At 55.1% G+C, this 14217-nt stretch carries 10 protein-coding genes; 6 read left to right on the forward strand and 4 right to left on the reverse strand.

The genetic code is table 11. The features are described from left to right. Nucleotides 1-168: 168 nt before the first annotated feature. The 4 genes from AC5DDB_RS25095 to AC5DDB_RS25110 form a co-directional block, all read right to left on the reverse strand. Nucleotides 169-3366 (reverse strand): efflux RND transporter permease subunit, encoded by a 3198-nt coding sequence (locus AC5DDB_RS25095; RefSeq protein WP_491742505.1) that lies wholly within the window; start codon nucleotides 3364-3366, stop codon nucleotides 169-171. Then, nucleotides 3363-4757: an efflux RND transporter periplasmic adaptor subunit gene (locus tag AC5DDB_RS25100; RefSeq protein WP_491742506.1), complete on the reverse strand. Its 1395-nt coding sequence runs from the start codon at nucleotides 4755-4757 to the stop codon at nucleotides 3363-3365. Before AC5DDB_RS25100 ends, AC5DDB_RS25095 begins: the two co-directional genes overlap by 4 nt. 260 nt (nucleotides 4758-5017) lie before the next feature. Beyond that, entirely contained in the window at nucleotides 5018-5377 is a 360-nt protein-coding gene (locus AC5DDB_RS25105; RefSeq protein ID WP_491742507.1) for a response regulator, read from the reverse strand. Further along, on the reverse strand, nucleotides 5374-6990 hold the full coding sequence (locus AC5DDB_RS25110) for a GAF domain-containing protein (protein WP_491742508.1): 1617 nt from the start codon (nucleotides 6988-6990) through the stop codon (nucleotides 5374-5376). Before AC5DDB_RS25110 ends, AC5DDB_RS25105 begins: the two co-directional genes overlap by 4 nt. Nucleotides 6991-7147: 157 nt before the next feature. Between AC5DDB_RS25110 and AC5DDB_RS25115 the strand changes: the two genes are divergently transcribed. From AC5DDB_RS25115 to dinB, 6 genes are all read left to right on the forward strand, one after another. After that, entirely contained in the window at nucleotides 7148-8485 is a 1338-nt protein-coding gene (locus AC5DDB_RS25115) for a sigma-54-dependent transcriptional regulator (protein ID WP_491742509.1), read from the forward strand. Nucleotides 8486-8720: 235 nt separating this feature from the next. Then, a complete protein-coding gene (locus AC5DDB_RS25120; RefSeq protein ID WP_491742510.1) occupies nucleotides 8721-9674 on the forward strand; it encodes an SDR family oxidoreductase in 954 nt (317 codons plus the stop codon). A gap of 103 nt (nucleotides 9675-9777) precedes the next feature. Continuing rightward, nucleotides 9778-10767, forward strand: coding sequence for a zinc-dependent alcohol dehydrogenase family protein (locus AC5DDB_RS25125; RefSeq protein ID WP_491742511.1), 990 nt, complete (start codon nucleotides 9778-9780; stop codon nucleotides 10765-10767). A gap of 168 nt (nucleotides 10768-10935) precedes the next feature. Then, nucleotides 10936-11430, forward strand: coding sequence for a GNAT family N-acetyltransferase (locus AC5DDB_RS25130; RefSeq protein ID WP_491742512.1), 495 nt, complete (start codon nucleotides 10936-10938; stop codon nucleotides 11428-11430). Between the two features lie 300 nt (nucleotides 11431-11730). Then, nucleotides 11731-12723, forward strand: coding sequence for an MDR family oxidoreductase (locus AC5DDB_RS25135; protein ID WP_491742513.1), 993 nt, complete (start codon nucleotides 11731-11733; stop codon nucleotides 12721-12723). Between the two features lie 216 nt (nucleotides 12724-12939). Continuing rightward, entirely contained in the window at nucleotides 12940-14208 is a 1269-nt protein-coding gene (gene dinB / locus AC5DDB_RS25140; RefSeq protein ID WP_491742514.1) for a DNA polymerase IV, read from the forward strand. Nucleotides 14209-14217 lie beyond the last annotated feature (9 nt).

Genomic DNA, 14217 nt, shown 5'->3' on the forward strand with positions numbered 1-14217 from the left:
TCAGAAATATCAAACGATTGAAGGGACACGGTATGACTCCGTGTCCCTCAAAGATGTTGCTTGAAGTTGGTCGTCGTGCTCAAACGGGGAGGACTACGACCTTCTCAATCGATCAATTGATTTGGTCGGAGGTAACTCCTTGTCCGCGGATTCCGTTACAGTGAACTTTTATGATTCCGATTGTCCCGGTTTGCGGGCGAACCGACGCAGTACGACATAGAAGACCGGTGTCAAAAACAGTCCAAACAGCGTCACACCGAGCATTCCGCTGAAGACTGCTGTTCCGAGCACGCGACGCATTTCAAAGCCGGCTCCTGTCGCGATCAACAATGGGATGACGCCGAGGATGAACGAGAAAGCGGTCATCAAAATTGGCCGCAGACGTAGGCGACATGCATCGATGGCAGCTTGAAACCGATCTTTGCCGGCGTCTTCTTCTTGCTTGGCGAACTCAACAATCAGGATCGCGTTTTTGCACGCCAGACCGACCAGCACAATGAAACCGATTTGCGTGAGGATATTGTTGTCCATGCCACGGAACCAGATGCCGATGATCGCGAACAATAAACAAAGCGGAACAATCAAGATGATTGCCAACGGCAGCAGCCAGCTCTCGTATTGAGCCGCCAATGTCATGAAGACAAACAAGACCGCCAGCGGAAATAGAAACACAATTGTGTTGCCGGCTTGTTTCTCCTGATAGGCGATCTCGGTCCATGCGTAGCCAAAGCCCGGCGGCAGAATTTGGTCAGCGAGACGTTCCATCGTCGCCAACGATTGCCCCGTGCTGAATCCCGGAACCGTGTTGCCGTTGATGTCAGCGGACGGATACAAATTGAACCGGACGAGACGATCCGGGCCGACGGTTTGTTTGACCTCGACGATGCTGCCAAGAGACACACTGTCGCCCCGTGCGCTACGGGTTCTCAATCGAAGGATGTCGCTGGGTTCGTCGCGAAATTCCGGTTCTGCCTGAGCGGTCACCCGGTAAGTCCGGCCGAGAATGTTGAAGTCATTGATGTAACTAGAACCGAGGTAAACCTGCAGGGCTTCGAACACGTTGCTCATTGGAATGTCCAGCATCTGCGCCTTGGTTCGATCCACGTCGGCGTAGATTTGTGGCACGCTGAGCCGGAAGTTGGAAAACACCTGGACAACGCCGGGTTGCTGATTCGCTTCGGCAACCATTTTGTCGGTGACTTGACTCAGTGCTTCGAGTCCGGCTCCGCTTTGATCTTGCACGTACATCTTGTATCCACCACCACGACCAATCCCACGGACCGGTGGCGGCGGGATGATGAAGACTTCCGCTTCGTTGATTTCGCTCACAGCGGCTCGCACCTCGGCAGCAATGGTGTTGGCGTCGCGGCCACGAGCGGCCCGTTCCTTGGCGTCTTCAAGCGGGAGGAATGACACCGCTGCATTCGGCGTGATCGTAAACGTCGAACCCGATAAACCAACGATTCCAACGGCATGGGCAACTCCGTCAATCTCGCTGCCTGCCTTGGCGACTCGCTTTGTCACCTCATCCGTACGCGACAACGCCGCTCCGTCGGGAAGCCGAATCGCGACGATCAGGTAGCCTTGGTCCTGCTCGGGAATAAACCCCGTCGGAACAAGGCCGAAACTGTACCACGTGCAGGCGAGCAGCCCCGCATAAATCAGCAATGCAACGAAGGAAGTCCGGATCACTCGCGAGACGATACCCGCGTAGATGTTGCTCGCGGTATCGAATGTTCGATTGAAGAGTCGGGCCGGAAGTGTCAGGAAACGTCGCGTCCGACCGACAAACCGGGACAGGAATGTCCCGCGTTTTTTGCCATTTGTCTCATCGACTTCAGCGAGGGATTCGTCACTAGTCTTCGGTTTCAAGAGCAATGCACATAACGACGGTGTCAGCGTCAGTGAGACGAAAGTCGAGATTGCGGTCGAAATAGAAATGGTCAAAGCAAATTGCTGGTAAAACTGGCCGCTGATTCCGGGGATGAAAACGGTCGGAACGAACACCGCAATTAAGACGAGCGTCGTTGCGATCAGTGCTGCACCGACTTCGTCCATGGCTTTATGGGCCGCCGCGCGAGGTGACAGTCCCTCAGCAATCAGCCGTTCCACGTTTTCGACCACCACGATCGCGTCATCGACCACAATCCCGATCGCCAGTACCAAACCAAAGAGCGACAACGTATTGAGTGTCACTCCCAACCCCTGCATCGCGGCGAATGTGCCGATCAGGGAAATCGGGATGGCGATGACCGGAATGATGGTCGGTCGCCAGTTGTGGAGGAAGATAAACACAGTCAGCACAACTAACGCGGTTGTGATCAACAGCGTGTTGAACACTTCATTGATCGACTCTTCGACGTAATCGGTTGGGTTGTAAGCAACTTCGTAGCCGACGCCTTCCGGAAAATCTTCCCGCAGTTCGGCCATTGTCTGTTTGACTTCGGCAGCCGTGTCGACAGCGTTCGTTCCGGGGCGTTGGTAGACCAACACAGCGACAGCCGGTTTTCCGTCGAGATAACTCAGGCGGGAATAATCCTGCGCACCAAGTTCCAACCGGGCCACGTCGCTCAAGCGAGTCACCCGACCATCGTCACCCCGTTTGACGATGATGTTGCCGAACTCCTTCGCGTCCTTCAGTCGCCCCTGCGTGGTGACGTTAAGCTGGAACGCCCCCGTTTTGTCGAGCGGAGGTTGACCGATAACACCGGCCGCGACCTGCACATTTTGCTGTTGAATCGCTTGGATCACATCGCCCGCCGTCAGGTCGACGTGAGTCATCTTTTCGATGTCCAGCCAGACTCGCATTGCGTATTCATTGCCGCCCGCAATACGAATATCCCCAACGCCATCAAGTCGCATCAATGCATCGCGAACCTGTAGGAAGGCGAAGTTACTGATGTAGAGGTCATCTCGGCTTTCGTCAGGAGACGTCAGGTGGATAACCATCAGCATGTCGGGAATTTGCTTTGTTGTCGTCACTCCGATTTGTCGAACCGTTGCCGGCAATCGAGTTTCCGCAACGGCGACGCGGTTCTGCACAAGCACCTGGGCATCATCGAGGTCGGTCCCGAGTTTGAACGTCACTGTCAGCTGCATGGTGCCGTCGGCACTCGACGACGATTCCATATAGAGCATGTCGTCAACGCCGTTCATCTCCTGTTCGATCGGCGTAGCGACCGTATCCGCAATCACTTGGGGAGTCGCACCGGGATAGCTGGCACGTACCAAGATCGTCGGGGGGGCAACGTCGGGGTACTGGGACGCCGGAAGCGAGAAATAAGTGATCCCGCCGACCAACATGATCAAAATCGAAAGCACCGTCGCGAAGATTGGTCGCTCGATGAAGAAGTGAGGGAACTTCATTGGGGGTTGCCTCCTAGTTCAGGTGAGCCAACTTCGTTGTCTCGGGCAACTTCGCTGAACTCAGGAAGCGGATCGGGCTCTGGAGATATCCATTGTTCGGGTGGCAGAGGTTCGTAGTCATCGGGAAGTCCGTCCTCGATGACCTCGATCGTGCCTTCCTTGGTTTTAACTTCCATATCAGGACGGGCTTGCAGCAGTCCTTCAATAACCAGCGATTCGTCACCAATTAGGCCTTCGCGTACCACTCGCAGCCCATCGACAATCGGGCCAAGAACGACGCTTCGACGTTGGATTTTCCCATCGACAACAATGTAGACGTATTGCGAAGACTGATCGGTGCCAATCGCGGAATCAGGAATCAGCACAGCTTTGTAAGAGGCGCTACCGGGAATCCGAATCCGTGCAAACATCCCTTCCACCAAGACTTCGTCGGCGTTCGGGAACACACTGCGTGCACGCATGCTGGCGGTCCCGGAATCGAAGCGGTTATCCACGAAATCCATATGACCTTTATGAGGAAAACCTTTCTCATCGACCAAACCCAGGTAAACCGGATTCTTGGCGACCCGGGAACTCTCGCGTTTGCCGGATAGAGCCAGTCGGACGTATTTGAGCACCTCCTGCTCGTTCACGTCGAAGGTGCAATAGATCGGCGCGACCGATGTGATCGTCGTCAGCAACGTGGAGGTCGCTGTCCCACCGCTCACGAGGTTTCCCACAGACACACCTTCACGGCTAATGCGACCACCGACCGGAGCGTGAATCCGCGTGTAATCCAGATTCAACCGCGCTGCTTGAACACCCGCTTCAGCCGATGCGACGGCGGCACCGGCCGTAACAATTGCAGCTTCTGCCGAACTGATTCCCGCCTTGCTCGCCTCAACGTCGGCTTGAGCCTGAAGGAATTCCGCCTCACGCTGATCGAGTTCCTCTTCGGTCGTTGCGTTTTGTCTCGCCAATTGACGAGTACGTTTCACCCGCGCTTCAGCGAGCGTCAATTGAGCATCCGACTGGAGTTTCTGAGCCTTCGCTTGTTCCAGTTGTGCCTTCGCCTGCTGCAACTGAGATTCCGCTTGCCTCAGCGATGCCTGGGCTCCGTCATACTCGGCAATAAACGGACGCCGGTCGATCACGAACAGAAGATCACCCTCTTTGACGATCTGACCTTCGTCGAAGTGAATCGATTGAAGATAGCCGCTTACGCGTGCACGGATTTCCACAAAGTCGATCGCTTCCAAACGCCCCATGTAGGCGTCCCATTCGACGATCTGTTTTACCACCGGCTGAGCGATTGTCATTGTCGGCGTTGGCCGCGGCGGTGGACCTGAAGACTGAGAACTGCACCCCGCCATCGCAAGCAGCAGGAGCCAAAAGGTGGTGAGATTCTGCATCGTAACTTTCGGTAGTCTGGTACGAGTCAATGCGCTGGCGACGAAAGGTTCCCCCCTTACCCGCGAAGTCGAAACCTCCAAAAGCAAAGCCCGTGCCTTTTCGCGAAACCCGCGGGATTCCGCTTTTCGCTCAACTCATCGCCAAAGACCTGCCCATTTGCGGACAACTCTCGAAGCGACATTGCCCATATACGCGCAGTTCAACCGGACCAGCAGTCCCCGGTCGTTCGCGTCCCGAGTTGACCACTGCGACGTTAGTTCTACGCAGGACAGGCCTTTGCAATCGCTGCTTCCAAGTCCGATAAACTGACGGGTTTGAGAAGAAAATCCGCGATGGATGCACAGTCTTCGTCGGCGGAACATTCGTACGAGGAGATGACAATCACCGGAATCGTCTGCGTCTCAGCGATCTTCCGGGCCGCTTCGATTCCCGACATTTCGGGCATTCGGATGTCGGTAATCACAAGGTCGGGCTTGGCCGAACGACATACTTCGACCAGTTCTCGGCCATCAGCGGCTTCACCAACGACTTCGCAGCCAAGCTTGCAAAGCAAGCGGCGAAATCCTTGACGAATGTCTTCTTCGTCATCGGCGATTACGATTTTGAGGCGAGCAGTCATTGGGTATTTCGCGGCAGAGTGATGACGAACTCCGCACCATCGTTGTAACCGTCGCCGATATCGATGGTGCCGTGATGTGCTTCGAGGAACCTTTTCGCAATTGCCATGCCAAGACCCGTTCCTTTGGCTTTTGTCGTGTGAAACGCGTCAAAAACACGCGAACGAATCTCTTCCGACAGACCCGGTCCGTTATCACGGACTGAAACGGAGACACAGGAGCCACCGTCGATGTCCATATTCTGACACGTCACCGTGATCTGTACCGGATCACTACATGCTGCCAGTGAATTCTCGAACAAGTTGCGAAAAACCTGTTCGAGTCGGAAGGCGTCGCACTCACAAATCAAGTTGACTTCGTCCGTGTTCTCGATGAGTGTTGCATCGCGACCGGCTCGTGCGACTTGGAGGTTCGTCCACGCCTGTCGCCAGATTTCCGACAAGTTGCACGTCGACGTGATCAACTGAATTGGGCCGGCGAAACTGCGTAGCTCATTGTGCAGGTGTTCCAAGTCCGCCTTGGCTCGGCTGATGCGGTCGAGATCGTCTCGTGCTTCTGACCCTTCTTCGATTTCGTACTGAAGCACATCGACGGCGACTTGAATACGCTGGAGCGCATTCCGGCTCTCATGAGCAATCGCCGAGACCATTTGCCCCATCGCCGCCAGTCGCTCGGCCCGGACGAGTTTGTCTTGACTCTCAGCGAGCTTGGCTTCGGCGCATTTCCGCTCGGTGATATCGCGGATCAAGCCGAGAAAACCGATCGGCTTACCTTGTTCATCGCGGATGGTTGTTCCCACGAGCTCGCCGGGAAACGTCTCGCCGTTTCGCCGTCGCCACTGAATCTCGACAACCTCGAGACTTTCCCCGACGCTTGTGTTGAAGCGTTCGTTGAACATTCGATCGTAGTCTGATGGGTGGGCGTAGAATATTTTCGTCTTTTGGCCAATGACCTCTTGGGGTTCATACCCGAACAACCGTGTGGCGCTGCGGCTGAAGTGCTGGATCGTGCGGTCGAGATCGCAGGCGATAAATGCATCGGGAATCGCTCCGACGATCGTCTTCAACATCGCGCGTTCGCCTTCGACGGCATTTTGGTAACGCACGCGGCCAATCGCGAGTGCCGCCAAGTTGGCGCTGCTCGAAACGAATTCCAACTCACTTTCATCTGGCGCGCGAGGACTTTGATAATACATGGCAAAGGTCCCGATGACTTCGCCAGTCGAACTAATAATCGGTTCGGACCAGCAGGCACGCAGACCGGCTCGTAACGCAATGTTGCGCTCCCGTTTCCACAGCGGGTCGGTGCTGATGTCCTCCACGATGACACGCTGGCCGGTGTACACAGCCGTGCCGCACGAACCGACATCCGGACCGGGCATCACTCCGTCGATCGCCTCACAGTACGACTTGGGCAGCCGACGCGACGCGCCGTTTCGCAGGCGGCCTGTTTCTTCGTCGACCAACAGTACGGATGCAATCGTGTCCGGGCGAGACTCTTCGGTGACTTCAACGAGCGTTTGAAGGACTTTGTCCAGCGAAGCCCCCTGAGCCAATTGTTTTAGCACTCGCGTTTGGCCCCGCAAATCGAGTTCGAGCAAGTCTTGAGCATTCATGAGCGTTCTCATCACAAATTGGCGGTTTCGAGTGACCACCAAAAACTTTCGGAGGCCAAATGCCCGTACGATCAATAGAAAGACTGCCTGTTCTGCGGCGTTTTTCGTACAATTGGGGCATTCTACCGCATTTTGTTCCACACCCAATCGACCTCACATGTCCAGCGATACATTTGACATTCTGTTCGTGGACGACGATGCAGATTTTGCGGCCGGCTTCGTGCGTTGGTTTCAGAGGAATGGTCATCAAGTCACGCATACGACGAGTGGTCAGGACGGAATTGCGCAATGTCAGAAACGTGACTTCGACATCGCGGTGCTCGACTGGAATCTTCCCGGTCTGAGTGGACTGGAACTCGTTCAGCGGATGCGAGACGTCAACCCTGAGACCGAAATCATCGTATTGACTGGTGAAGGAACGATCGAGAATGCGGTGGAGTCCATGCGACGGGGAGTGTTCGATTTTCTTTCGAAGCCGTTTCCCATGGACGAACTCGAGCGGCGATGTCTGGGGGCTCTCGAACGACGAAAGTTGCGGAAGGAGAATACGCAACTTCGCGAAGTGATCGACCGTACGAAACGCCCGCCTGTGAAAATGATTGGCGAGTCGGAGCCGATGAAGAAAGTCTTCCGGCTGATCGAACGCGTCGCCCCAACCGATACTCCGGTGTTAGTCGAAGGAGAGAGCGGAACGGGAAAAGAATTGGTTGCTCAAGCAGTCCATCAAGGAAGTTCGCGATCCAATCGCCCGATGGTGACGGTCAATTGTGCCGCGCTGCCCGAGCAACTGGTCGAAAGCGAACTCTTTGGTCACGAGAAGGGTTCCTTTACCGGCGCGACCATGGCGAAAATCGGTCTATTTGAAGTCGCCGATGGTAGCACGTTGTTCATCGACGAAGTCGGCGAATTGCCGTTGGCACTTCAGCCGAAACTGCTGCGTGTGCTGGAAGACGGCTCGATGCGTCGCGTTGGCTCTGAGAAAGAACGCCGCGCGAATGTCCGCATCGTCACTGCCACAAACCGCAATCTGAAACAGGAAGTCGAGGAAGGGCGTTTTCGCGAAGACTTATATTACCGCCTCAACGTTTTGACCATCGAGCTTCCACCGTTGAAAGACCGAGCAGGCGACATTCGCTTGCTCGTCGACCACTTTGTCGGTGACGACTACGAACTGGATGACGATGCTCGCGCTGCGCTGGAATCGTACGAATGGCCGGGTAACATTCGGCAGCTCATCAACACGATCAAGCGGGCGAAGATTCTCGCTGACAAACGCATCTCGATTGAAGACTTGCCGGAGGAATTCGAGCCTCAGCCCTCAGTCGGCACAACGGACTTCAGAAACCAAGAAGGTTCGCTGATGGCACTTCAACGAGAACACATCAAGGAAGTGCTCGAACGAGAAAACGGCAACAAATCCGCCGCCGCCCGTATCCTCGGCGTCGAACGCCGCAAACTCTACCGCATGATGAAACAACACGGGATCGAGGGCTAGATCCCGTTTGGTAAACATCGTCGGCCAATCTCTACCATGTCTGTCCGCATGTTGACAGCCATCGTCCGCAACCTGCGCATATGCGGACAACCTTGCTACTCAATCAGCGACCGATCCGCGCAAATCAGGTCGAAACCCTGCGTTCTGCGAAATCGACGGACTCTGGCACACCGCTTGCGTTTGCGCTGATAACAACAGTGTCCAAGGCTTGAACGAGACTCAGCGGGAGAACCACATGCCGTCTACCACTGACACACATTTCGGACCAACTGGCTGGACACCTGAGCGTCTTGGTTCCCTCAATGGTAAGACCTATGTCATTACTGGCGCCAACAATGGAGCGGGATTTGAGGCCGCTCGGGTGTTCCTGTCCAAGGGGGCGAAAGTGGTGATGATGAACCGCAGTGTCGAAAAGTCCGCCGCGGCCATCGAAACCCTGAAACAGGAATTTGGCCCAAACGCGGATGTGAGTTTGATACGCATGGACTTGGCTGCGTTGGATTCCGTGCGGGAAGCTGCGGCGGAGACCTTGAAGAAGGTCCCTCGTATCGACGCACTCATCTGCAACGCCGCCATCGCGCAGGTGGCCAAACATGAGCTCACCGTCGACGGATTCGAAAGCCAACTCGGCGTGAACCACTTTGGCCATTTCCTGCTCTGCGGATTGCTATTCGAGCGGATCGAGGAATCGGCAGGACGCATCGTGGTCGTTGGCAGTAACGCTTACAAGATGGGACTCAAGAGGATTCAGTTCGAAGACCTGAACTTCGACGGAAACTATACCGCTTGGAACGCGTACGCTCAGAGCAAACTCGCACAGATGATGTTCGCTTATGAATTACAACGGCGTGTCAAAGCTGCGAACAGAAACGTGATCGTTCAGGTCTGTCACCCCGGTGCGTCACGAACCAATCTGCTAAAGGACACGGCTAGCACTTTCAATAAAATTCTTTGGTCAATCCTTTCTCGCGTCATCGCACAGTCTGCGGAGAGAGGTTCTTGGCCCGAAGTCATGTGCGCGACAGAGGAGCATGTCGAGTCTGAGAAACTCTATGGCCCCACAAAACGAGCTGATACGGTCGGCCCGGTCGGTGAGTGTAAGTTGGACCCGTGTGCTCTCGACAAAGAAGCGGCAACCAAACTTTGGACGCTCTCGGAGCAAAAGACCGATCTGAGTTGGTCGCCGTAATCTCTGCATTCTGTCGACCAGAAACTGCAATTTCACAAGCGTCAAACATCTCGAAGACAGACTAGCAGTCTGTCCGGCACACCAATTCGAACAGGAGCTAATCATGAAGGCGATGCAAGTCAAAACCTATGGCGAAGATGCAACGTTCGAAGTCGCCGAGGTCGACAAGCCGGAAGTCAAACCCGGACACGTTCTCGTGAAGATTGCAGCATCGAGCGTGAATACAGTCGATACGATGATTCGTAAGATGGGGAAGGATTTACCCCTGTCGCCAGACACACCAGCCATTCTAGGCATGGACTTCGCCGGAACGGTTGAAGCGGTCGGCGATGGCGTGGAGAAGTTTTCAGTCGGTGATGAAGTCTACGGCTGCGCCGGAGGATTGGCTGACTTGCCTGGCGCGTTGGCAGATTACATGGTTGCCGATGCTAGTTTGATCGCCCGTAAACCCACTAACTTATCGATGAGTGAAGCCGCTGCGTTGCCATTGGTTGCGATCACGGCTTACGAAGGACTGCAGCGGGCAGGAATCAAAAGCGGACAAACGGTGCTTGTCCACGGCGGCTCGGGTGGTGTTGGCCATGTCGCGGTCCAGCTGGCCAAGCATTGGGGGGCTGATGTCTATTCCACTGGCGGCGGCGAGAAGCAACTGAGCTTGATCGAACAACTCGGCGCAACACCCATCAACTACAAAACGGAATCCATCGAAAGTTATGTTTCCAAGCATACCGGTGACGCGGGGTTCGACATCGTGTTTGATTCGGTCGGGGGTGCGAATCTCACGAAGTCGTTTGAGGCCGCTGCGCTCAATGGTCAAGTTGCAACAACCGTCTCCATGTGCGAGCTGGATTTGACCCCCGCCCACTTCAAGGGCCTGTCGCTGCATGTCGTTTTTATGCTTATCCCCATGCTGCACAACTTCAAGCGAGAGCAACACGGCGAAATCCTCCGCGATCTCGCTGAGATTGTCGAGGCCGGTGGATTAAAGCCTGTTCTCGATGAACAACGGTTCTCACTCGACGAAGCCGGAAAAGCACATGCTCGATTGGAAAGCGGAAAAGCCATGGGAAAAGTGGTTATCGAAAACTCGTAATGCGACCTCAAACCGTCGCAAAAAAACACACGCAGGTTCAGTCCCGCACAAGTCGGTCCAGGTTGGCGGTGTTATTTCTAACGATCGATGTCATAGATGCATTGGACCGGAAACGGGCAAGCGGTTGTGCTTCGGAGCGACTGGTCAGTCTGAGGGAAAGTATCGGCGATGGATATTCGACGGTTTGAAGAACAGGATTGGCCGGCAACTTGGCGGATCATCGAACCGGTTTTTCGAGCCGGAGAGACGTACGCGTTTCCAACCGATATCTCCGAAGAACAGGCTTACCACATTTGGATTGAACGACCTTTGGCAACGTTCGTTGTCGTTGACGATGGATTGATCGTTGGCACGTACTACCTCAAGCCGAATCAGCCGGGGCCGGGAAGTCATGTCAGCAATTGTGGGTACATCGTTTCCGATAAGGCACGGGGCAAAGGCGTTGCTTCGGCAATGTGCGAACACTCACAACAAGAAGCGATTGAACGCGGGTTTTTATCGATGCAGTACAACTTCGTCGTTTCGACGAATGAAGGAGCCGTTCGACTTTGGAAGAAGCACGGCTTTCAAGTGGTTGGAACGCTCCCCAAAGCGTTTCGCCATTCACGACTCGGTTTCGTCGATGCCCTCGTGATGTTCAAAGAACTCTTTTCGGTCGTGTGACTGTAGGGAAGAAATCTCGTGTATGTCGACTGTCCTTCATACACTCGTGACCGCATTCACAAATTGTAAAGCTGCCCGGTTTCGCACAGTTCCGATTTGCAAGCTGCCCATATCTGCACACATTTGTAACGACAGTCCGCTTGAATGGATCAAGAGTGCCTCTGCAACACATGTTAATAGCTAAGAGCCGTCAACGGCATGGTGATTGCAGACCAAACATTACTAACAGAACGGTGGTAAAGCCGTACGCCAAACGGAAGCAGGCTCGCAGTCTGTGTCACGAGTTGATCGGAGTAGACCATGCCATTTAACGCTCTTATGATTGAAGAGAAAAGCGACGCAGAAGCCGTTCCAGCGGTTGTCGAGTTGACCGAAGACCGACTGCCAACGGGTAATGTGACTATTGCTGTCGAATACACCACGGTGAATTTCAAAGACGGACTCTGCCTGACCCCGGTGAACGGACTTGTGCGGAAGTACCCTCACGTTCCAGGTATCGACTTCGCAGGAACGGTGGAAACCTCGGACGATTCGCGTTACCAACCCGGCGATAAAGTCGTACTTACCGGCTGGCGTGTCGGCGAGACCCACTGGGGTGGCTTTTCGCAAAAGGCACGTGTCAACGCCGATTGGCTGGTGCCGTTGCCGAATGGTCTGACAACCAGGCAGTCGATGGCAGTCGGAACGGCCGGATTTGCTGCGATGCTCGCAGTCATTGCTTTGGAAGACCACGGACTGACACCCGATCAAGGCGAAGTCTTAGTGACCGGAGCCGCCGGCGGAGTCGGTTCGATCGCGACTGCGATTCTTGGCAAACTCGGGTATGAAGTTGCAGCCGTGACCGGGCGACCTGAGACGACCGAGTATCTGAAATCCCTTGGAGCAACACGGATCGTCCCCCGCAGCGAACTCGATTCGGTCTCCAAACGGCCGCTCGAATCCGAAACATGGGCCGGTTGTGTTGACGCGGTCGGCGGCGTGATGCTTGCACGAGTTCTTGGACAGCTGAAGTACGGCGCGTCCGTCGCTGCAGTCGGACTTGCAGGCGGAGCGAAACTACCGGGGAGCGTAATTCCGTTTCTGCTTCGCGGAGTCAATCTTATCGGGATCGATAGCGTGATGCAGCCGTACGAAAACCGCCTGCGGGCCTGGCAACGAATCGCCTCCGACTTACCGTTGGAAAAGCTCGACGCAATGATCCGCCCGGCAACACTCACCGACGTCCCCATATTGGCTGCCGAGATTCTCAAAGGTCAAGTCAAAGGTCGCATTGTTGTCGACTTGAACGCGTGATTGATGTTGCGGGAATCGAATTAGTGGTTTCCTCGTGAACTTTCGAAATCGTCTTAGGAAGGAGAGAGACCCAAACCGCGAAGATTCTCATTTCGGCCTCGGCGAGTTACTGTGTAAGCTACAGATGCGATCTGCGGAATCGTTGTTGAGTAGTGGGAAGTGGCTGTCGCTCTTGGGGTCGTAAACGTCAGCGAGACGGAGAATCGACGGGAACTGATGAATACGACATCGAGCTTCGAAAGTGACAGCCGCAAACCGTCGACTCGTGCGATTCTTCACCTCGACATGGACGCCTTCTATGCTTCGGTTGAGGAGCGAGAAAACCCTCGACTTGTCGGCCAACCACTGATTGTTGGTGGCACGCCTGAAGGTCGCGGTGTCGTTGCGGCGGCCAACTATGCGGCGCGACGGTTCGGCGTCCATAGTGCGATGCCCACAGCGACAGCGTTGCGACTTTGTCCGCAGGCAGTCGTGCTGAGGGTGCGGATGGATTTCTATGCCCAGGTCTCTCGGCAAATTCGCGATATCTTCTTCCGCTACACGCCGTTGGTGGAACCGCTTTCGTTGGACGAGGCCTTCCTCGATGTGACTGGCAGCGTGGAGCTGTTCGGTTCGGGATCGCAGATTGCCCGTCAACTCAAGGATGAAATCCAACGTGAGACTGGTCTGGTGGCATCTGTCGGCGTGGCTCCAAACAAGTTCTTGGCAAAGATCGCCAGCGATCTCGAGAAACCAGATGGGTTGGTCGTCGTTCAGCCGAATCGGATTCAGGAATTCCTTGAGCCACTACCAGTCGGTCGGCTCTGGGGAGTGGGGCAAGTCACTGGCGGAGCTTTCGACCGTCTGGGAGTGACAACCATCGGCGACATCAGACGGCTCGACTCTGAGGTTCTGCATCGGCAGTTTGGCCAGCAAGGGGAACATTTTCTTCGCTTGGCTCATGGCATCGACGAACGACCCGTGGTGCCAGACCGAGAGGCGAAGACGATTTCTCATGAGACGACGTTCGCTGCGGATATCTCCGACCATGAAGGACTGCGGGCCTGGCTGCTGGAACTGACCGAGCACGTTGGTCGGCGACTACGACGACAGAAAAGACGCGGACGTACAGTGCAGATCAAGGTCCGCTTTGCTGACTTCCGCACGATCACCCGCTCTCAAACGCTTCGCCAGCCAACTGACGTCACAAATACCATATGGCAATCGGCGGGCGAACTGCTTGCGGAAGCTCTTTCGGGCCGCCATCCCGGAGTGCGGTTGTTGGGCGTCGGTGTGAGCCGGTTCGCCAACGACGGCTATATTCAGAAAACTCTGTTCGACGACGCGGTTCAGAAAAAGCAGAAACAGCTCGATGAGGTCGCCGATGCCGTGCAACAAAAGTTCGGTACGACTGCTCTCAACCGCGGCAGCGGACTACTCCATAACGCCCGTCACCGCCCCGAACCAAAGCCGAGTGACGAAACGGATTCGTCATCGCAATCGTAGAATCGGTCT

The organism is Thalassoroseus sp. (assembly GCF_984380535.1).